The organism is Sulfurovum sp. MH2-6 (assembly GCF_058374785.1).
The window spans coordinates 1,030,070-1,049,820 of sequence record NZ_CM178170.1; the positions used below are offsets into that span (position 1 = coordinate 1,030,070).

At 44.2% G+C, this 19,751-nt stretch carries 18 protein-coding genes; 9 read left to right on the forward strand and 9 right to left on the reverse strand.

What is annotated here, in order from left to right; genetic code table 11:
* Nucleotides 1-15: 15 nt before the first annotated feature.
* From AC4JOV_RS05210 to AC4JOV_RS05220, 3 genes are all read right to left on the reverse strand, one after another.
* Nucleotides 16-2,070 carry a TonB-dependent receptor plug domain-containing protein gene (locus AC4JOV_RS05210; RefSeq protein WP_229936204.1) on the reverse strand — a complete coding sequence of 685 codons (2,055 nt, stop codon included), beginning with the start codon at nucleotides 2,068-2,070 and terminating at the stop codon, nucleotides 16-18.
* Between the two features lie 148 nt (nucleotides 2,071-2,218).
* Nucleotides 2,219-2,389, reverse strand: coding sequence for a hypothetical protein (locus tag AC4JOV_RS05215; RefSeq protein WP_229936203.1), 171 nt, complete (start codon nucleotides 2,387-2,389; stop codon nucleotides 2,219-2,221).
* A gap of 133 nt (nucleotides 2,390-2,522) precedes the next feature.
* Nucleotides 2,523-2,927 carry a Fur family transcriptional regulator gene (locus AC4JOV_RS05220; RefSeq protein ID WP_229936202.1) on the reverse strand — a complete coding sequence of 135 codons (405 nt, stop codon included), beginning with the start codon at nucleotides 2,925-2,927 and terminating at the stop codon, nucleotides 2,523-2,525.
* A gap of 202 nt (nucleotides 2,928-3,129) precedes the next feature.
* Between AC4JOV_RS05220 and AC4JOV_RS05225 the strand changes: the two genes are divergently transcribed.
* The gene (locus tag AC4JOV_RS05225; RefSeq protein WP_229936201.1) at nucleotides 3,130-3,603 is read left to right on the forward strand and encodes a Fur family transcriptional regulator; all 474 of its coding nucleotides are present in this window, start codon (nucleotides 3,130-3,132) and stop codon (nucleotides 3,601-3,603) included.
* 8 nt (nucleotides 3,604-3,611) lie between these two features.
* On the opposite strand, the gene AC4JOV_RS05230 is transcribed toward AC4JOV_RS05225, so the two are convergent.
* A complete protein-coding gene (locus AC4JOV_RS05230) occupies nucleotides 3,612-3,989 on the reverse strand; it encodes a YbgC/FadM family acyl-CoA thioesterase (protein WP_229936200.1) in 378 nt (125 codons plus the stop codon).
* Nucleotides 3,990-4,162: 173 nt separating this feature from the next.
* On the opposite strand from AC4JOV_RS05230, the gene AC4JOV_RS05235 reads away from it, so the two are divergent.
* The 4 genes from AC4JOV_RS05235 (at nucleotide 4,163) to AC4JOV_RS05250 (ending at nucleotide 7,725) form a co-directional block, all read left to right on the forward strand.
* On the forward strand, nucleotides 4,163-4,615 hold the full coding sequence (locus AC4JOV_RS05235) for an ATP-dependent zinc protease family protein (protein WP_229936199.1): 453 nt from the start codon (nucleotides 4,163-4,165) through the stop codon (nucleotides 4,613-4,615).
* Nucleotides 4,616-4,682: 67 nt separating this feature from the next.
* The gene (gene rimK / locus AC4JOV_RS05240) at nucleotides 4,683-5,615 is read left to right on the forward strand and encodes a 30S ribosomal protein S6--L-glutamate ligase (RefSeq protein ID WP_229936198.1); all 933 of its coding nucleotides are present in this window, start codon (nucleotides 4,683-4,685) and stop codon (nucleotides 5,613-5,615) included.
* Between the two features lies 1 nt (nucleotide 5,616).
* On the forward strand, nucleotides 5,617-6,666 hold the full coding sequence (locus tag AC4JOV_RS05245; RefSeq protein ID WP_229936197.1) for a succinylglutamate desuccinylase/aspartoacylase family protein: 1,050 nt from the start codon (nucleotides 5,617-5,619) through the stop codon (nucleotides 6,664-6,666).
* Nucleotides 6,667-7,725 carry a zinc-binding metallopeptidase family protein gene (locus tag AC4JOV_RS05250; RefSeq protein ID WP_229936196.1) on the forward strand — a complete coding sequence of 353 codons (1,059 nt, stop codon included), beginning with the start codon at nucleotides 6,667-6,669 and terminating at the stop codon, nucleotides 7,723-7,725.
* 96 nt (nucleotides 7,726-7,821) lie between these two features.
* Here the strand turns inward: AC4JOV_RS05250 and AC4JOV_RS05255 are convergent, their stop codons facing one another.
* From AC4JOV_RS05255 to AC4JOV_RS05265, 3 genes are read right to left on the reverse strand one after another with little or no spacing between them, the layout of a single operon-like run.
* Complete coding sequence (locus AC4JOV_RS05255; RefSeq protein ID WP_229936195.1) at nucleotides 7,822-9,240, reverse strand: efflux transporter outer membrane subunit; 1,419 nt, start codon at nucleotides 9,238-9,240, stop codon at nucleotides 7,822-7,824.
* Nucleotides 9,237-12,347 carry an efflux RND transporter permease subunit gene (locus AC4JOV_RS05260; RefSeq protein ID WP_229936194.1) on the reverse strand — a complete coding sequence of 1,037 codons (3,111 nt, stop codon included), beginning with the start codon at nucleotides 12,345-12,347 and terminating at the stop codon, nucleotides 9,237-9,239. The genes AC4JOV_RS05255 and AC4JOV_RS05260 overlap by 4 nt, the downstream gene beginning before the upstream one ends.
* Nucleotides 12,348-13,478 carry an efflux RND transporter periplasmic adaptor subunit gene (locus tag AC4JOV_RS05265; protein WP_229936193.1) on the reverse strand — a complete coding sequence of 377 codons (1,131 nt, stop codon included), beginning with the start codon at nucleotides 13,476-13,478 and terminating at the stop codon, nucleotides 12,348-12,350.
* A 163-nt stretch (nucleotides 13,479-13,641) separates the two neighbouring features.
* On the opposite strand from AC4JOV_RS05265, the gene AC4JOV_RS05270 reads away from it, so the two are divergent.
* The 3 genes from AC4JOV_RS05270 (at nucleotide 13,642) to AC4JOV_RS05280 (ending at nucleotide 16,969) form a co-directional block, all read left to right on the forward strand.
* Complete coding sequence (locus AC4JOV_RS05270; RefSeq protein WP_229936192.1) at nucleotides 13,642-14,133, forward strand: MarR family winged helix-turn-helix transcriptional regulator; 492 nt, start codon at nucleotides 13,642-13,644, stop codon at nucleotides 14,131-14,133.
* A gap of 170 nt (nucleotides 14,134-14,303) precedes the next feature.
* The gene (locus AC4JOV_RS05275) at nucleotides 14,304-15,083 is read left to right on the forward strand and encodes a TOBE domain-containing protein (RefSeq protein ID WP_229936191.1); all 780 of its coding nucleotides are present in this window, start codon (nucleotides 14,304-14,306) and stop codon (nucleotides 15,081-15,083) included.
* A gap of 38 nt (nucleotides 15,084-15,121) precedes the next feature.
* The gene (locus AC4JOV_RS05280) at nucleotides 15,122-16,969 is read left to right on the forward strand and encodes a putative bifunctional diguanylate cyclase/phosphodiesterase (protein ID WP_229936190.1); all 1,848 of its coding nucleotides are present in this window, start codon (nucleotides 15,122-15,124) and stop codon (nucleotides 16,967-16,969) included.
* Here AC4JOV_RS05280 and AC4JOV_RS05285 read toward each other — a convergent pair.
* A complete protein-coding gene (locus tag AC4JOV_RS05285; RefSeq protein ID WP_229936189.1) occupies nucleotides 16,929-17,939 on the reverse strand; it encodes a lytic murein transglycosylase in 1,011 nt (336 codons plus the stop codon). The genes AC4JOV_RS05280 and AC4JOV_RS05285 overlap by 41 nt on opposite strands.
* Nucleotides 17,939-18,868, reverse strand: coding sequence for an HpcH/HpaI aldolase/citrate lyase family protein (locus AC4JOV_RS05290; RefSeq protein ID WP_229936188.1), 930 nt, complete (start codon nucleotides 18,866-18,868; stop codon nucleotides 17,939-17,941). Before AC4JOV_RS05290 ends, AC4JOV_RS05285 begins: the two co-directional genes overlap by 1 nt.
* Nucleotides 18,869-18,935: 67 nt before the next feature.
* Between AC4JOV_RS05290 and AC4JOV_RS05295 the strand changes: the two genes are divergently transcribed.
* The gene (locus AC4JOV_RS05295; protein WP_229936187.1) at nucleotides 18,936-19,436 is read left to right on the forward strand and encodes a M48 metallopeptidase family protein; all 501 of its coding nucleotides are present in this window, start codon (nucleotides 18,936-18,938) and stop codon (nucleotides 19,434-19,436) included.
* Nucleotides 19,437-19,751: the final 315 nt, after the last annotated feature.

Here is a 19,751-nt window from a genome sequence, read left to right on the forward strand (position 1 = left end):
AGAGTGACACTATTGCTAAAACTTCGCCTGTACACCTGCATAGAACTGTCTTCCACGTAGCGGTCCGTAGATATATCCGACATCGTATCCGCCGTCAGCATCATAAAAGAGCGGCGTATCCTCATCACCTGCCTGTGTATAGTCAAAGAGGTTCTTCACTCCCACATAGAGTGTAAAGTTTTTATTGACCTCTTTAGATACTTTCATATCAACCGTATAGTAGGCAGGCGCATTTGTATCTTTTGCCAAGTCGCTGTTTCCGATATCATCGAGACGGTTCCATCCCTCATATCCATATTCGCTAAGATCACGGCTTCCTACCCAAGTAGCAGTCAAGTTGGCTGCCCATCCATTCGACTCGTAATCAACCATCAATTTAGCACGCTCTTCGATCTGTGCCAGGAACTGGTGTGCTTTGTATGCATCATCGTAACTAAAGTACTCAAAACTTCCACCGATACTAAGCTCAGGTGTCAGCTGATATCCCGCCACGATATCCGCTACGGTAATATTCATCTTTTCATCGGCATTTTTCAATGTCGGGACCACACCGCTGTCATCAATATATGCTAGGTTTTCAATCTGTGTCCAGTTCACCGATGCCGTTGCCGTAATACGGTCACTGTCATAGCTCAGAGAGTATCCTGCGGAGTTTGATTTTTCAATATCATCGATATCAATGGCAAAACCATCATCCAGGATACCATGCTCAGACTCGAAGAATGTCAGAGGTGCACGGTAACCCTGTCCTGCACTGATACGTGAGACAAAGTGGTTTTCATGATCATACTTGATATGCAGACGTGGTACGATCACTGTTTTATCGATCTCTGTACCAGGTTGATCTGTCCAGTCAACTTTGATCTTATCGATACGTACCGCTGCGGCGATCTCCAAATGGTCGGATGGTGTCCAGGTATCCTGTATATAGAATCCGTAGGAGTCCATGTTAAAATCATCCTGTTCAGGGGTGATATTTTGCGTAGAATCCATCTCTTCCGTCTTTGTATCAAGCCCTGCTGTCAGGAAATGATCTTCTCCGACAAAGGTGTTGTAACGAAAGTCTGCATACTTTGAATCATCCTCTCCATAGTATGATCCCCCTTCATAGATAGAGTCCTGTACCTGGTTGGCGACACTCCCTGTAAGCACAAAGTTGCTGTCCTCATCGATCTCATGTGTCCATCTTGCAATCACCTCTTCACGTTCTGTGGTAATCGCTTCTAGTGTTGCAAGCAGCTCGCCGTTATATTGGTTGCGTACATCGTCATCGACAAATGACGGGTTGTCTCCCGTTCCGTCCATCATCGCCTGATGGTGATTGTCTGTTACAGGTCCACCGAATACATCAGACTTTTGTGTCGTATAGCGGAGATCGACATTGTCCTGGTCACTGAAGTCATGGGAGAGACGTACACTCGCCGAACGGTTTTCAAGTTCCGGAGATTCATTGACACCGTTGTTGTCCGCATCCCACTGTCCCTGGTTACTGTATTGCGCCGATACCGTAGCACGGGTCTTGCGGTCATCACTGACCGCAGTTCCAACCAGTGAAAGGTTACGATAGTCCTTGTTCCCTCCGTTGATATCTATAAAGAGACTGTTTTCGGTTGCCTTTTTCGACTTCACGTTAATGACACCACCGATAGCACCCGGAGCGATAAGTGATGCACCTGCACCGCGCGCAACCTCGATACTGCTGATCCCGGCAGTCGTCAAGGCATCCAATCCATAGTAACTGGAAACGGTTGAGTGCATAGGTACATCATCAACAAGTACGGTGGTATGTTCCCCTTTCATCCCATTGATGCGTACACGCTTCATTCCACACATAGAACATCCTGTTGCAGACTGGATACCCGGTTCATTATCCACAGCTTCGGAGAGATTTGTTGCCTGTTTTTTCTCTATCGCTTCTTCTGTGATCACTTCTGTCTTTACGATCACATCTTTCAGTTTTCCAAAACGCTCAAGACGTTCAGTAACATCCTCCACAGTAACCGTACCGATATTTTCTGCTGCCATCAATGTTGCAGATGCCGCCAGACTTAATAAAATTAGTTGTTTCATCTATTCCCTTTAATTTATTGTTTGTTTCAAATGAAAACAATTATCGAATTTAACCAAAGTCAATATTTAATAAGATTTAAAATGACAATCGTTCTCATTTAAATTGTTCTGTTTTTATTTAATTCCTAAAATATATCTCTCAACTGATCTATTGATCAAGTACATCTTTGACGATTTTGACTGCCTGATCAATATCCAGATCTCTGTGTCTCATCTGAAGCACTTTGAGTATAGGACATACAAATTGTTTATCATAATGGTCCACACCCATCTGCTCTAATATCTGTTTTGACTCTTTTCTCAACATATAGCTTGCCATTGTTACTCCTTACAGATCTATTGTATGAGTTAAAAACTCAACAAAGAGAAGAGAGAATTTATAGAGGAAAAAACCATGCAATCGCAACAAAACATAATCTATAAAATCTCTATATCTTCTCTCTGTTGAATCTTTAGATACACCTTTCACATTTTTTATGTATCGTGATATATTCTGAGTGACGATACCATTTGCCCAGGATAGTGAATGTGTCATTCTCTTGAACTACCTTCTGGATACGGCCGCATTTTGGGCACATCGTAAAAATTTTATTGTTTTGATCTGCGATAGAGTAGTAGGCCTTTTTACTCTCATTCTGCAGTGAAATGACGAGCCCGCATTCAATAAAAAAGTTTAAATGCCTGTAGACGGTGTTGAGCGATATCTTTTTGGGACATATCTCTTTCGTAGCTGAAAGTATCTCAGCCACATTAAGACACTCATCCGCATCTAAAAGGACACGGAAGATCACCTCCCTTGCTTGAGAATTGTTCGCTTTACGTTTTTCTATACATCTCTGTAGATCATTGATGGACAAACCCTTATCTCCTATATAATATTGATATCTAATATCATTATTAAATTTTTAACGTGCGAAGTATTTCATTTTATTTCTTAATGAGTTATTAAATTGACAATAATTATCATTTTATATAAATAGATGGTTTTATCACTGATTGCTTTGCGATGTTTACATGCTTTGGGTAAGATATGAATATCACTATCAAAAAGGTATTCTGATGAAGAATTTTGAAACGATGAGCTATGACGAGCTGCTCAAGGAGTTTAAGAAGATCCTTAAGGCGAACTCCCTGAAGTTTACCAAACAGAGAGAGGCGATACTCTCGACACTTTATAATAATCCCCAGCATTTTACTTCTGAAAATCTTTATCTGTTGGTAAAAGAGAAATATCCTGACTTGAATATAGGGATCGCAACGGTCTATCGTACGCTTTCGCTGCTTGAAGAGAACGGGCTTGTGAGTTCGATATCTTTAGGTACACAGGGTAAAAAGTTTGAGATGGCAAATAAGCCCCATCATGATCATCTTATCTGTACGATGTGCGGAAAGATCGTTGAGTTTGAAAATGAGCAGATAGAAAAACTCCAACAACAGATCGCAGAAGAGAATGGGTTTGTGCTTACCGATCATCTGATGCAACTGTATGGGATCTGCAGCGAGTGTCAAAAAAAGATGGCAAAAAGTGGCTGATCCCGCACCTACTCGCCGAAGTCAAGTAGAATATTTGCTAACTTTTCGGGGATTCGGCGTGGTTTTCCTGCTTCGACATAGACAAGCATCACCTTCATACTGAAGAGCTTGGTCTCCTCTTTATATATCTCCTGCAGCAGTATAAGGCTGCTTTTTTTAAACTCCTCTACGGAGGTCCTGACCTCCAGAAGATCACCCAGTCTGGCACTCCCCAGGAAATCGGCATCTATCTTTCTTACGACAAAGCCGGACTTGTTGCCTTCTCCCGGCATCATGCCCCGAGAGAAAAAATGTTCGGACCTTGCCCTCTCACAGTACTTGATATAGTTGGTATGGTAGACGATACCGCCTGCATCGGTGTCCTCATAATAGATTCGAACTTTCATAATACTCCATTCAATAATTAAAAAAAAGTGTATCATAAATAGCTGTTATAAAGTTAACGCTACCTGTAGTTTAAAGTGCTATCAACTGCTTATGCCCCGGGATTTTATCTTACAAAATAGGGTTTTGATTAAAAGTTGTGTTATTATTTAAAAAGAGATCAATAAGGAGTTACATGCAGAAGAAGCAAGTAATCGGAAGTAAGGAACTTATATCCATCATAGATCTTGAACTCTTTGATCTTGATGCGAAAGTAGATACAGGGGCAGACTCCAATGCACTGCACTGTGATCATATAGAGATCGATGAGAACAATATGGTGCATTTTACACTGCTTGATGAAGTACACCCTGCTTATCACGGTAAACGATTGCAACGACCGCTTTATAAAGTGAAAAAGGTCAGAAGCTCGAATGGTCAGTTGCAGATGAGACCATCCATTAAAGTCGAAGTTGTGTTCTTTGGACAAGCCTATGAGAGTATTGTCTCTCTCACCAGTCGTGCAGATATGAAGTTCCCGATGCTGATTGGAAGGAAGTTCCTTTCAGGTAAGTTTTTGGTAGATGTATCAGAAGAATATTTGTCAAAAAAAATAGGAAAAATGTTGCCGCAAAAGTCACATATTTGATATACAATTGCGGTTAAAAAAACAAAGAGAATTTTATCGTTTGTTTCATCTATTATCAGGAAAAATCATGAGAGTTTATATACTTTCCCGCAATACAAAACTTTACTCAACACAAAGACTGGTTGAGGCAGCCGAGCAGCGAGGGTGGGAGGTCAGAGTGATCGACTACCTTCAATGTTACATCGAGATCATGAAGGGGAAACTTATTGTCAATTATATGGGGGAAGAGTTACCGGCCCCTGATGCGATTATCCCCCGTATCGGTGCAAGTAGAACATTCTACGGGACTGCAATGGTGCGGCATTTTGAGATCATGGGAGCATTTAGTACTTCAGGAAATCTTGCAATTTCAAGAAGCCGTGACAAACTTAGAAGCCTGCAGGTACTTTCCAAAAATGGGGTAGATATGCCAAAAACTGTCTTTGCTTCCAATAAATCGTGTGCCAAAGATGTGATCGCACTCAGTGGCGGTGCACCTCTGGTACTTAAGATACTGGAAGGAACACAGGGGGTTGGAGTAGTACTGGTAGACAGTGAGCAAGCTGCAAAATCGGTACTAGATGCCTTTTATGGGATGGAAGTGAACCTTTTGGTTCAGGAGTATATCGAAGAGGCCGGTGGTGCAGATATCAGGGTACTTGTCGTAGATGGGAAAGTTGTCGGTGCGATGAAACGTCAGGGTGCCGAGGGGGACTTCAGGTCGAACCTTCATCAAGGGGGAAGTGCGACAGCACACAAGCTTACGAGAAAAGAGAAGGCTACGGCTCTTGCTGCAGCAAAAGCATTGGGACTGGGAGTATGCGGTGTAGATATGATCCCTTCCGACCGTGGTCCGCTTGTGATGGAGGTAAACTCTTCTCCTGGGTTGGAAGGTATAGAGAAGTCTACAGGTATAGATATCGCAGGTAAGATCATGGATTATATCGAGGCACATGTGACACCGCACAGTGACACGACGGCTAAGCGCAAGCGCAGAAAGAAAGATTCGATCGGAGTATAAAATGCCAAAGAGACCCTTGACAATTGCCGGTACTCCTATACATAGAGGCAAGGAGACAAAGCTGACATTGGATCTTCCAAAGCTTTACAGCACACCTACACAAATTCCTATTCGTGTGATAAGCGGCAAAAAGAGCGGGCCGACCATCTTTATCAGTGCCTCGATCCATGGAGATGAACTCAACGGTATTGAGATCATTCGGCGTTTTCGAAGGCTTAAGATTCTCCAAAGACTGAAAGGGACAATCATTCTGGTCCCTATCGTCAATATCTATGGAACGATGACACTCTCACGCTATCTGCCTGACAGAAGAGATCTGAACCGAAGTTTCCCCGGTAGTACCAAAGGTTCATTGGCAAGCCGTATCGCCTACACTTTTTTTCAGGAGATTGTCAGTAAGTGTGATCTGGGGATCGATCTGCATACTGCTTCGATACATAAGTCAAACCTTCCGCAGATAAGGACAAATATCGATAATGCTTATACCTTCGGATTGGCGAAAGCATTTGAAGCACCTGTGATATTGCACTCTGAGATAAGGGATGGATCACTGAGGGCCGTGGCCCAGGAAAATCATATACCGATCCTTCTCTATGAGGCAGGAGAGGCACTGCGCTTTGATGAAAAGAGTATCCGTATCGGTGTAAAGGGGATTATCAATGTGCTTCGAGAAAATGAGATGCTGCCCAAACAGATCAGCAAAGCACACAGAAAGACTCCTGTCGTTACCCGGACCAGCAGATGGACCAGAGCAACACACAGCGGTATCGTACGTACGGTGAAGGCACTGGGAGACACGGTAAAAAAAGAGGAAGTGATCGCCCATATTGATGACCTTTTTGATGACAGCCATTATGAAGTGCTCGCACAATTTGACGGAGTTATCATAGGAAAATCAGAGATCCCGTTGGTACAAGAGGGGGATGCGGTCTTTCATATAGCAAAATTCAGTAACCTTGAAGCAGCAGAGAACAAGATCGAGCATTTTACTGAAAATGCGATAGAAGAGAGTGAATTTATAGAACTTAATAACGAGGAGATCATAGAGTAGATGGAACTCTTTTACGATATATTGAAGCAGTTGATCAGAATTCCCTGCGTAGTGGGTGCCGAACACCCTTTTTTTATGTTTTTGAAACGCGAACTTGAAGAGATGGACCTGAAAGTAGAGTACTATGATGGTGTATTGGTTGCCAAAGGTTCCAACCCTCAAAGCGGATATATCTCTGCCCATGCAGATAGACACGGCCTGATATGTACGGGGTATAATGAGTTTCAGTATGCTGCTTTTATTGCCAAAAACCAGGCAGATCTTCAGGGAAATTCAAACTCCGAACAACTTCTGAAGAACTTTGAGATGCGTTTTATAGACCAAAAGGTTCAGGCGTATAATCCCTGGTCGGGAGGGTATCTTGGGCTTGGTATGATCACTGATGCCTATCTGTGCGAGCGAAGGCACAATATTATTTTCAAAATAGACGGCTTGGATTATCTCTCCCCGGGTACGCCTATCGCGTTTATGGATAAGCTGGATGTCCTGGAGGAGGGTCTGGTCTCCGCACAGTTAGACAATGTGATCTCGGTAGCTATGATCCTTTACCTCTATCACCTGGGGTATCAGGGGACTGCATTTTTTACCGCTTCAGAAGAGGCAGGGCGCAGCTGGAGGTTTTTGCTTGAATACTTTAGACGGTTTGATATTGAGACCAAAGAGTTGTTGGTATTGGATACCAGCCCTTACAATAGCTATGAAGATATCAACGGATTGGATATCGTATTGCGTAACAGGGACGAAAATGCCGTATTCAGGTCACCGATGAAAAATAGGATAAAAAAGATTGCGATTGAAAACAGTATCAGCTATCACTTTAAAGATGCCTACTTGAAAAACATGATGGCGCAGGAGAATAGAAAAGGCTCACTGGGTGTCACTGAGCTTGGAAGATTGATCAATGCTTCAAAGGGACAGATACAAGGAGCTACACTGCAGTTTCCGACGATCGGCTACCATACGGTTGAGGAGTCTACGACTCCAAAAACAATCGATAGTATGGTACAGGTCCTGACCGAGCTTTATATTAATGAAGAGAGAAGAGCAGCGGGGGTGTGATCTTCAGATCATACGACTGCTCTTCTTTCGGGGATTGAAACAACATTTGTGATGCTTCTTTGATGTACCCTTTTTTGAAAGGGATACACCACCGTGTCAGCTTTCGGAACCTTGGATATCTTTATGGTTCGTATCAACGATAAATCCTCCACCGAGACTCACATAGAGTGCGACAGCGGATTTTAACGTTTCGAATTTAATGCTCTCCAATGAGAGGGCAACTTCAGATGCTTCTTTTCTGACTTCAAGGAACTCAAGATGGGTAGCAAAGCCCTGTTTATACTGTTGTTCAATGATCTCTCTTTTCTGACTGATCGCACGGTATCTTTTCTCCTGGGAAGCAAGCCTCTTTTTATTTGAGGCGTAAGTATGCAGGCTGTCTTTTACCTCACCAAACGCTTTTCTCACCGTATCCTGATACTCCAGCAGTGCGATTTTCTGATCAATTTTGGTAACTTCCAAGTTGGCCTGCAGCTTTCCGAAATCCAGGATCGGTGCCAGGATATTTCCCTCAGCAGAGTAGGTGTCGTTGTTGGAACCAAACAGACGGTTGAGGTCACCACTTACATACCCCGCAGCACCGCTTAGTGAAATGGTAGGGAAAAAGGCACTCTTCGCAACGGAAACCTGGAAGGCACTGGACTTCACTTTGGCTTCCGCAGCCTGGATGTCCGCTCTTCTTTGGAGTATATCCGACGGAAGGTTTGACGGTACAGGCAGAGAGTGAGCGCTGTATCGGGCAGCTTTTACAGTGTATCTGCTTTGATAGATATCTTTGGGTTCTCTGCCTTGAAGCGTAGCGACTGCCGTGTTATAGGCACTTAAGATATCTTTTTGTTGGATCATCTGGTCACGGTACATCTCCAGTAGAGATTCTTCCTGCAGCAGATCGCTTTTTCGTATCAAACCGGCCTTGTATTGATCATGCATATAGGTATAAAATGTTTGCTCATTGTGATACTGTTCTTTGGTGATCTGATAGACCCTGGTATTGGTCTTGAGACCAAAATAGGAGATGATACTGTCAGCTATCACGCGTTGCTTGATACTCTCTTTGAGGTAGGACTCTTCCATCATATCTTCAAATGCGGCCATTTTTGAATTTCTGAGTTTTCCCCAGAGATCTATCTCATAAGAAGCCATAGCGCCCAGATCAAATTGATCGTACTTAAAGCCCTGATCAAATGAGACCATATAGCTTTTTGTCTTTGAAGCAGACCCGTATGCATCAATTTTTGGAAGTTGTTCACTCTTTTTGATATTTAACAGCTCTCTAAAGCGCATTGTTCTGAGGGCGGCCATCTTGAGGTCACTGTTACTGTCCAACGTCTCTTCAACGAAATGATTGAGATCCTTGTCATGAAAATTTTTCCACCACATATCGTTTAGTAATACGCTTTCGTTCTCCTTGATCCCGCTGTTTTGCGGAAGTGCAGTAGTCGGAATATTCGGATCCTGGGTCATCGAACAGCCGCTTATTATCAAGAGGCTCAAGGCTAAAGTCAGATGTTTCATTGGTTTGCCTCCTTCTTTTTCAAGCTAAGTTTTGAGATCAACACATAAAAGAGCGGGATAAAGACGATCGCGATAAATGTTGCCGCAAGCATCCCCCCGATGACCCCTGTACCGATAGAGTGTCTGCTGGCTGCACCTGCACCGCTGCTGATCGCGAGCGGTATCACTCCCAGCGTAAAGGCCAAAGAGGTCATAATGATCGGTCTCAACCTGATCTTGGCAGCCTCGATCGCCGCATCATATACACTCAATCCCTCTTCTCTTTTTTGCATCGCAAACTCCACGATCAGGATGGCATTTTTTGCTGCCAGTCCGGCAAGCACCAACAGACCGATCTGGAAATAGATATCATTTTCCAGGCCTCTCAGAAGTGTCGCAAGGATCGCACCGAATATTGCGAACGGAACGGCAAGGATGACCGAGAGTGGCATAGCCCACTTTCCGTATTGCGCTGCGAGTATCAGGTAGAGCAGTATCATACCGAAACCAAAGGCGAGGGTACTGCTGCTTGCGATCTGTTTCTCCTGGAATGCCGTTCCGATCCAACCGAGAGAATATCCCTCCGGAAGTACTTCAGCAGCGACCTCTTCGATCGCCTTGATGGCATCCCCCGAACTGTATCCCGGTGCAGGCTGTCCGGAGATCTTCGCCGAAGGGAAGAGGTTGAACCGTTCTGCAAGGTCAGAGCCTGTCACTTTGGTAAACTCTACCAGAGAACCTACAGGGATAAGCGCGCCTTCACTGTTTCTTACAAAGACCTTGTCCAGGTCCTGAGGGTCCTTTCTGAATTCGCCTTTTGAAGCGATATTGACCTTGTAGGTACGTCCGTAAAGGTTGAAATCATTGATATAGTAGTTTCCGAATGTCGCATTCAGCGTCTCATAGATATCGGCTACACTCACGCCTTTCGCTTTTGCCTCTTCCAGTTTGACCAGTACCCTGTACTGCGGTACATTGGCATTGAGTGTTGTTCTGACGCCTACCAGGTCTTCACGCTGGTTCGCTTTCTGGATGATCTGCTGGACATAGCCGTTGATCTCGTTGATATCCGCACCGGTTCTGCTCTGGACATACATATCAAATCCGCCGGTCATCCCCATACCTCTGATCGGAGGAGGGAGTACAGGGATCGAGAATCCGTTAGGGATCGCCATCATCTCTCTGGAGAACTGTGCCGCCAAGGCACCGGCATGCTGGTTTGGAAGCGCTCTCTCGTCCCACGGTTTAAGTTTGACGATCGTTGCCGCAGCATTGGTTTTTTCTGCAAATGTCATAAAGTCAAGTCCGGTAAAGGATACGACATGGTTGACATTCGGGTTTTTGGCGATGACATCATAGATATTATCCGTTAACTCCTCTGTTCTGTTGAGGGAGGATGCCGGAGGGTTATAGCTCAGGACAAAGATCGTTCCCTCATCCTCCTGCGGTACCAGTCCTGTTTTCATCATTTTTAGCATATCGAAAGAGGCATAGATCAATGCACCGAAGAGGAGGAGACTGATCAGGCTGTATCGGATCGTCGCCTTGACGGTTTTCGTATAACCCTCTGTCAGCTTCTCAAACAGGTTATTGAACCACTTGAAGAAACCTTTGGGTTCGCTGTGTACAGGTTTCAGGATCGTTGCACAGAGTGAAGGGGTCAGGGTAAGTGCAACAAAACCGGAGATCGCCACAGAGATGGCAATGGTGATGGCAAACTGTTTGTACATCTCTCCCGTCAAGCCTCCAAGGAATGCTACCGGGATAAATACCGCAGAGAGTACCAGAACGATCGCCACCAGTGCGCTGGAAACCTCTCTCATCGCAGTAAAGGTGGCCTCTCTGGGGCTGAGTCCTTCACTCATGTGTCTTTCGACGTTTTCGATCACGATAATGGCATCATCGACTACGATACCGATGGCAAGTACCAGACCGAAAAGTGTCAAAAGGTTGATCGTGAAACCAAAAAGGTGCATCCCCGCAAACGCACCGACGATCGATACCGGTACTGCCAACATAGGGATAAGTGTCGCTCTCCAGTTTTGTAAAAAGAGGAAGATAACAGCAATGACGAGTACAAGCGCTTCAATGAAGGTATGTACCACTTCCTGGATGGATATCTCTACAAATTTCGTAGCATCATAAGGGATCTCATAAGAGACGCCCTCCGGAAAACTTTCAGCTGCAGCGGCAAGTACTTTTTTTGCTGCTTCTGCCGTCTCAAGCGCATTGGCACCTGACTGAAGGAATAGCGCTACCGGGATCGCAGGTACTTTGTCCAGTTTGGAGATGAGGTTGTAGTTTTGCGCCCCCAGTTCTACGGTTGCTACATCTTTCACTCTAAGCGATGCACCGTCTCTCTGCGAACGCAGTATGATCTCGCCAAACTCTTTGGGATCACTCATGCGCTCCTGAGCCAGGATCGTATAGGTAAACATCTGTTTCTCATCCAGGGGTTCGGCACCGAACTGTCCTGCTGCATACTGTGCATTCTGCTCTTTGACCGCACTGATCACATCTTGGGGTGTCAAGTCGTATAGAGCGAGTTTTTCAGGATCTATCCATACACGGATCGCATAATCTTTTGCTCCGAAGATCACGACATCACCCACCCCTTTGATCCTTTTGAGGTCATCCGTGACATTGATCAGCGCATAGTTTGACAAATAGGTGGTATCTCTGCTTTCGTCAGGGGAGTAGAAAAGAGAGACCAAAAGCATACTCGGTGATCTCTCATAGACTCTGATTCCCTGTCTCTGTACCGCCTCGGGAAGACGAGAGAGCGCAACCTGCACTCTGTTGTTGACATCGATCTTGGCATCATCCGGATCTGTACCGACCTCGAAGAAGACATTGATACTGACCCTTCCGCTGTCTTCCGCTTTTGAACTCATATAGATCATATTCTTCGCACCGTTGATCTGCTCCTCAAGCGGTGCAGCGACTGTTTTTGAAAGTGTTTCGGCACTCGCCCCCGGATAAGCCGCGGATACCACGATCTGTGGAGGCACAACTCTTGGGTACTGCTCTATGGGCAATGTTGCCATAGAAGCAGCACCTGCAAGGAGGATAATGATAGAGACAACCGCAGAAAAGACCGGGTTTTTTATAAAAAATGCACTGAACATCTATTTCCCCATCTCAACGACATTGGCATTCGGCCGTACTTTCGGGATATTGTTGATAATGATCTTCTCACCCTCTTTGAGGCCGCCGTTGACGATGATCCCCTCTTTGGTAAGGGTACCTATCTGGATCGGTCTTATCTTGGCAGTGCCGTCTTCGACGACATAGACCATCGCACCTTTCGGTGTCTGTAGAAGTGCTTCTTCCGGGATCACTGCCGTGTTCGGAGTCACCAGCCCCTTGATACTGACTTTGACAAAATTCCCTGCCAGCAGCGTACCTTTCGGGTTATCTATCTTCGCTCTGATCAGGAGTGTATTGGTAGTCTGATCGATCTCAGGAGAGATAAAATCGATCGTTCCGTTCTGTTCGGATTCTCTCTTTTCTCCCTCAAGTACTTTGATCACTTTTCCGGGTTTTTTGATCTGGGAGAGGTAAAGCGGTAGATCGCTTTTCGGGATGGAGAACTCTGCATGCAGCGGATCGGTATTGGTAATGGTCGTTAGGAGAGCACTCTCTGCACCTACCTGTATATAGTCCCCGATATCATGTTCTTTGATCCCTGCGATACCGTTGATCGGTGCCTTGATCATTGTATAGTCATATTCGATCTGCGCCTGTTTCAGGTTGGCTTTGGCATTGGAGAGTTCCGCTTTGGCATTGGTATACTCATAGAGATAGGTATCGATCTCTTTTTGGCTGATGGCATTGGTTTTTTTCAGAACCTTTGCTCTTTTCCAGTCTTTTTCAGCCCTGTCGAGTGTTGACTGGGCTTTTTCCAGAACCGCCTGTGCCGTTTCCAGTTTTGCTTGGTAGATATCCTGTTCTATGGTATAGAGTGGATCACCTTTTTTGACAATGGCCCCTTCGGTAAAATGTTTCTCTTCCAAAATACCCGAAACCCGCGCCACGATATCTACCTTTTCATAGGCTTTGAGGATGGCCGGATAGGTCTTTTCTATAGCGGTATCCTTGTAGTGCACCTGATGGACGGCAACTGGCAGAGGAGGCATCTTCTGTGTCTGGGACGCTTGACTTTTTTTATCCGGGTCGCTATCGCCGCATCCGCTTAATCCTAATAAAAGTGTGCTTAAGAGTAGGGTACTCAGGCACCTTGTCTTTATCGGTTTCATAATTTCTCCTGTATTGTGATATTAATCTTTCCGGAAAGATATCATGAGTTAGCTTAAATTATCTTTCTAGAAAGATTAATCAATGAAACTATTATCTAATTTATTATACAATTATCGCAGTAAATGACTTTAAGAGATACAGGGTAGCCAGATGAGACAGGATATGTTAGCTTTTATTGAGGAAAAGAGTAAGTTTTTTGAAGAGAATTTAGCTGAACAGTATCCTGATTCTACGATGTTGGTAAATATCGGTTTGCCTTTTGTCCTCATCAATAAGCTTGTCAGTGATAAAAAAGAGAAAATGTTCTCTACCAAATACAATATCTCCACATCGGAGTTTGATGTCCTAATGACCCTGTTGTGTCATATTGAACCGATGAGTCCGACCAACCTCTATGAGAGTATGATATTCTCATCGGGTGGTATGACAAAGCTTCTTAAAAAACTTGAAGAGAAAAACCTGATCCGGAGGATACCCTCTCAGAAAGACAAAAGAAGTCTGCTTGTGTTGCTGAGCAAAGAGGGCGAAAAGCTTGTCACCGATGCATTCGGGGATGTTGTGAAGATCAACACGGAAGTACTCTCCAAACTTGATGAGAGCGAACAGGCCACACTTGAGAAACTGCTGAAAAAACTATTGACTGATTTCATTTAGTCTCTAGGTTAAAGCGGATGATTTCACCTTTTACTTTATCTCTCCTTCTTTTGAAATATACTGATTCTCTCCTTGAGGGATAGAGTAGTGCATAGAAGATAAAGTGAAGTTAAAACTATTGATATATAATATATTATAACACTTAACCATAAGTTATCAGGATGGAAAATATGGAGCTTACATCAAATCTTACACTGGAGCTGTCTGATCAGCCTTTTTTGCTTGAAAAGAGGATTGAGCTTCTAAAAGCGATCAAAAATCATGGCTCTATTTCCAAAGCGGCCAAAGCGGTACCGATGAGCTATAAAGCGGCATGGGATGCGGTTGACACGATGAACAACCTCTCTCATACCCCCATTGTATCCAGGGAGACCGGAGGTAAAGGCGGTGGAGGTACGACATTGACGAGGTATGGTGAAAACCTGCTTAAGACCTATACCATACTCAAAGAAGAACAGAAGCGCTTTTTGGAAAGACTGAAACTGGTGACCGATGTAGATAAAGGTACACTCAAAACAATAGGAAGGCTATCCATGCAGATCAGTGCAAGAAATCAACTCTCGGGATCAATAAAAAAAATCGTAAAGGGCATGGTAAATTCTCAGCTCTTTGTACAGCTAAAAAGCGGTAATACACTCATCTCTGTGATCACGAATGATGCGGTAGATGCTTTAGGGCTTGAGGTGGGGGATGATGTGACTGCTATCTTTAAGTCCACTTCAGTTCTCGTGGGTACGGGGGAGATGCGTATCAGTGCCGAGAACTGTTTTGAAGGTGTCGTAGAGACCATTCGGGAAGGAAAGGTCAATGCAGAGGTAGTGATAGAGATAGGAGAACAGGATAGAGTTGTTGCGGTTCTTACTACAGACTCAATTGGAGAACTGGGATTGGAAAAAGGCCGAACTGTTTCTACCTTGATCAAGTCTACCGATATCATGATCGGGAAGTAATCCTGTGTAGAGGAGTAGACTGTAGATAAATATTTAGTATGAAACAGCAAAAATACTACACCTTCTTTCAGCACCAGATCAGACTTTTGGTCTGGTTATCTTTGATCCCCGGTCTCGCGTACGTTTTTTTCGGATACCTCTTTGGTACTTTTTACTCTGCCATCCTATGGTATGCGGCAATGGTATTGATCTCTCTTTACGGGATACACCTGGATCGTCAATTTATACAAAAAAAGATGGATCAGGATGAGCTGTCACGATGGTATAAGCAAGTTGTTGTTTTTATGTATCTTCTTTTCGGCGCATGGATGGCTGCTTTTTTACTCTACTGTACAAAAACAGAATATAACCTTCACTATATCGCTATCTTTACGCAGCTTGGCGCCGCAGTAGTCGCTTCAACGCTTCTTGTCTCAGACAAGAAGATGTATGTACCTATTTTGATAACCCTGATGACACCTTTAATTCTCTACTTTGGTTTGATCGGTACATGGTACGGGTATGTACTTTCGATCTTTTCAGTGATCTTTTTAGGTGTGCTGCTTTATGCATCGAACAATACCAATAAACTTCTGGAGACAAGTTATTATAAAGGGCAGTATGATTCACTCACGGGTCTTCATAACAGACGCTACTTTATTGAATATATGGAGTCCATGATTGAAAGGCTCAATGTCACACAAAAAAGAGCCTATGTTTTACTGATAGACCTGGACCACTTTAAAAATATCAATGATTCTCTTGGACACGATGTAGGCGATCTTCTCCTCCGGGAGGTGGCAAAGCGTATCAGCGGGTTCTGTCAGCTGGCCCATGTGGTATCGAGGCTGGGTGGAGATGAGTTTGTCGTAGTAAGCAAAGAGTTTAACGATCGTACCTCTATTGAGGATATTAAAGCGTTTGCGGAAGAGCTGCTTGTGAAACTCAAAGAGCCTTATATCCTTGAGAATCACCATCTTTATATCAGTGCAAGTATAGGGGTGAGTAAGATTGAAAATACACAGATCGACGGTCAGAGTTTTCTCAAAGAGGCTGATATCGCGATGTATGAGGCAAAAGCACTCGGGAGAGACGGTGTGATTCTCTTTAACAGGGCACTGGCAAAGCGTGTAGAACGTAGGCTTTTGATAGAGCAGAGTCTGCACTTGGCATTGGAAGAGGATAATATAGAGATCTATTTCCAACCGCAGATGGATAGGGATCAAAGGGTTATAGGGTGTGAAGTGCTCACCCGTTGGGAAGATCCGGAGTTGGGTGTCGTATGTCCCAATGAGTTTATCCCTGTTGCAGAGAGTACCGGTGTGATCATAGAGCTGGGAGAATATGTTCTGGAGAGATCGTTAGTAACGTTTAAGGCGTGGCTCAGCCAAGGGGTTGATATCCGGCAGTTCTCGATCAATATCAGTGTAAGACAGCTTTTTTATATGGGATTTGTCGACAAAGTTGAGCAGCTGATGAAAAAATATCTTGACGAGAAGGATAGACACAAGATCGTCTTTGAGATCACCGAGAGTGTCCTGGCAGAAGATATTGATAAGGTCATCAAGATACTTTCGGAGCTGAAAGCGATCGGTATCTCTCTTTCGATGGATGATTTCGGTACAGGATACTCTTCCTTGAACTATCTTAGAACACTGAATGTAGATGAGTTGAAGATAGATAAGACCTTTATTGACCATTTTAATGAGAGTGAGACGGATCGGGTCATGGTGACTACGATCATCTCTATCGCAAAAAACTTCGGACTCCATGTCGTGTTGGAAGGGGTAGAGACAAAAGAGCAGTTTGATCTGCTGGCCTCTTACGGTTGTCATGCCTACCAGGGCTTCTATTTCTCCAAGCCGCTTAGTCAAAAAGCGTTTGAAAAAAATTATCTGACCCTTTGACATGTTGCGCGATCTTATGGATCGCCATGGCATAGTTGGAGCTTGGATTGTATCTGACAAGGACTCTGAAGTTAGGAGCTCCCAGCCATAGCTCATCGAAGTCTCTATCTGTGAGTTTGATCAGTTTTGCTTTTCTGAACTCATAATGCGTTTTAGGTGTGACACTGAAGTTTCTGAGTTTGGAGAGGGTATAGGAGGTCTTGTAGCCTGTCTTAAGCCCTTTGTACCGGTTTCCTTTAAAGTCAGCCCTGATGGCTACCTGTGCATCCTGCTTCCATCCGTTTTGATGCATAAACCTTGCGATGATCCCTATGCCGTCTTCAGGCGACCATGGATCTTTTTCCCCGTCACCGTTATAGTCCATGCCGTACTTTCGGTAGATAGAAGGCATCTGCTGCACCACTCCCATCGCACCGGCAAAGGATCCCTGGATCGTGTAGGGGTCAAATCCCTCTTCACGGCACATCAAAAAGAAGTGTTCCAGTTCATTTCTAAAAAATTTCTGCATACGGTTTTTGTGAAAAGCCAGGGTAGCAAGCGAATCCAGCAGCCTGTAGTCACCGCTAAACTCTCCGAACTTGCTTTCAACCCCGATGAAACCCACGATATATTCAGCGTCTATATGATAGTCGGCTTCCGCTTTTTTCAGGACTTTGGCATACTTCTTTTTGAACTTTACGGCTTTTTCAAGCGAGTCGGGATCAAGAACATGTGCTTTAAATCTCTGCCAGGTTCCTACCGTGGTATTTTTCTTGTATCTGCCGGTATATCTTGCCAGGGTGTCTCTGTCAAGCTTCGCATGACCCAGTACCTCTTTGATATAGCTGCTTTTAAAGCCATGCTTCTTAGCCATCCGTTTGATGAACGTTTGTGTTTGCTGTTTGGAGAGGAAGTCATAGGGGATAGGGGGTCTATCCTCATTGGCAAAGAGGAGGTATGGAAGCAGTAGAAGAAGCATGATCCGCAGCATTATGCTTCCTTTTGTTGATCCAGTAACAGGAGTGCATCACGGTAGATAGGTTCATCGATAAAACCGTAACTCTCATCCATAAAGCCGTTCTCTCCACGGGAAGCATTGGCTTCAAATACTTTTTTGATATGTCTGGCTCTCTGCAGGGCTGTTTGATCTACACCGAAGAGCTCATTGGCGATATCCGCCTGCTTTGGACCCATGCAGGCTTTGCTCTCAAATCCCATCCTCTTCTCATGCTCACACCAGGCTTTGAAGGTTGCCGTATTGTTATACTCCTGGAACATGAAAGAGATAGGGTGGATACCGGCTGTTTTCGCATCGACAAGGAACTTGCTGAGAATATAGTCTATGGTAGGGTTGCCAAGCGTGACGATAGACTGGGGCAGCCCGAGCGAGGTAAGCAGATCAAGGATACCGAGGTTGGCTACCGTAAAACGTTCATCAAAATGAAAACGGCTTAGATTCTGATAGGCTTCTTTCGTCTCGAGCGAAATGTGCAGCTCTTTGTCATGCGAGAGGAGGGTAAGGGCACGTGCGATCTCCAGCTCATTTTTGACTTTAGCCACACGTACCGCATCAAAACCGAAATCATTGAGAAAAGCGATCTCCTCTTCTCCGCCTTCATCCAGAGGGTTGGTACGTACGATAATGAAGCTTTTGGATCTCTGCATGTGAGAAAGAAAGAGTGCGATGTTGTAGAGTGCCTCCTTTTTACGACTGGGTGCGATCGCATCCTCAAGGTTGAGGGTGATCATATCTGCACTGCTGCAGTCAATGCGGTTGAGATGCTTCAATTTGAGCGGATTTAGCATCATATTTGAGCGAAAAGTACGGGAACTGTGTCTTGGTTTATGTGATGTTCCAAAGTGCTTGGTATACGCTTCCAGCGGAAGTTCATGGAGAAAGTCAAGGCTCTCAAAGATCATAGGGTTTTGCCTTTTTTGTCAATTGTACACTATCGTGAGTTAAGATAAACATAGGCTATAATCCTATATGCTAAAGTATATTAACGGATATAACACCCAACTTAAAGCGCAGGTAGAAAAACTCATTGAAGAAGAGAAACTGGGAGAGTACCTGCTTTCCCGCTACCCTGAGACGCATACCTATACTACAGACAAGGCACTCTACGGGCTGGTGCAGGAGATGAAAAACAGCACACTTAAAAATGCTGCACCGCTTTCCAAAGTCATCTATGACTCAAAGATCAGAGATATCAACAAAGCACTGGGGACACATACCTATGTTACAAGGCTACAAGGTGCAAAGGTCAAGACAAAAAACGAGATACGTATCGCGACACTGTTCAAAAAAGCACCTGAAGCGTTTTTACGTATGATCGTAGCACATGAACTTGCCCACCTGAAAGAGAAAGAACATACCAAAAGTTTTTACAAACTCTGTGTCCATATCGAACCGGAGTATCACCAGCTTGAGTTTGACACAAGGCTTTATCTTACCTATAAAGAGCATTTCGGCGCACTTTACGGGTGATAGCTGTGTTATGATATGATGAGAGTATAACCGGAGGCAAAAGATGAACAGCAAGATCCAAGAGATTATTAACCAGATCGAAGAGTTGGAAGAGAAATTGAAAGCTGAGACTGTTCAGAGTTTTGTGTCACCGATAAAGAAGAGTTATTTCACAATCAAGTCTACTTATTGGAGATGGTTGCATCCGTAATGTAACACCGATAAAAATTTTATAAGGAACTCTATCCAACCCACTATCTTTTTCTAGTTTTCAAGTTTGAAGAATACGATTTATCCACTGTAACAAAAAGCATAAACATAGACTAAAAGCAATGA

Coding starts and splice junctions, on each gene's coding strand:
- AC4JOV_RS05275 (WP_229936191.1), top strand. CDS start 14,304: ATGGAGCTTACATCAAATCTTACACTGGAGCTGTCTGATCAGCCTTTT.
- AC4JOV_RS05260 (WP_229936194.1), bottom strand. CDS start 12,347: ATGTTCAGTGCATTTTTTATAAAAAACCCGGTCTTTTCTGCGGTTGTC.
- AC4JOV_RS05235 (WP_229936199.1), top strand. CDS start 4,163: ATGCAGAAGAAGCAAGTAATCGGAAGTAAGGAACTTATATCCATCATA.
- AC4JOV_RS05230 (WP_229936200.1), bottom strand. CDS start 3,989: ATGAAAGTTCGAATCTATTATGAGGACACCGATGCAGGCGGTATCGTC.
- AC4JOV_RS05270 (WP_229936192.1), top strand. CDS start 13,642: ATGTTAGCTTTTATTGAGGAAAAGAGTAAGTTTTTTGAAGAGAATTTA.
- AC4JOV_RS05225 (WP_229936201.1), top strand. CDS start 3,130: ATGAAGAATTTTGAAACGATGAGCTATGACGAGCTGCTCAAGGAGTTT.
- rimK (WP_229936198.1), top strand. CDS start 4,683: ATGAGAGTTTATATACTTTCCCGCAATACAAAACTTTACTCAACACAA.
- AC4JOV_RS05295 (WP_229936187.1), top strand. CDS start 18,936: ATGCTAAAGTATATTAACGGATATAACACCCAACTTAAAGCGCAGGTA.
- AC4JOV_RS05210 (WP_229936204.1), bottom strand. CDS start 2,070: ATGAAACAACTAATTTTATTAAGTCTGGCGGCATCTGCAACATTGATG.
- AC4JOV_RS05280 (WP_229936190.1), top strand. CDS start 15,122: ATGAAACAGCAAAAATACTACACCTTCTTTCAGCACCAGATCAGACTT.
- AC4JOV_RS05255 (WP_229936195.1), bottom strand. CDS start 9,240: ATGAAACATCTGACTTTAGCCTTGAGCCTCTTGATAATAAGCGGCTGT.
- AC4JOV_RS05250 (WP_229936196.1), top strand. CDS start 6,667: ATGGAACTCTTTTACGATATATTGAAGCAGTTGATCAGAATTCCCTGC.
- AC4JOV_RS05290 (WP_229936188.1), bottom strand. CDS start 18,868: ATGATCTTTGAGAGCCTTGACTTTCTCCATGAACTTCCGCTGGAAGCG.
- AC4JOV_RS05215 (WP_229936203.1), bottom strand. CDS start 2,389: ATGGCAAGCTATATGTTGAGAAAAGAGTCAAAACAGATATTAGAGCAG.
- AC4JOV_RS05245 (WP_229936197.1), top strand. CDS start 5,617: ATGCCAAAGAGACCCTTGACAATTGCCGGTACTCCTATACATAGAGGC.
- AC4JOV_RS05265 (WP_229936193.1), bottom strand. CDS start 13,478: ATGAAACCGATAAAGACAAGGTGCCTGAGTACCCTACTCTTAAGCACA.
- AC4JOV_RS05285 (WP_229936189.1), bottom strand. CDS start 17,939: ATGCTGCGGATCATGCTTCTTCTACTGCTTCCATACCTCCTCTTTGCC.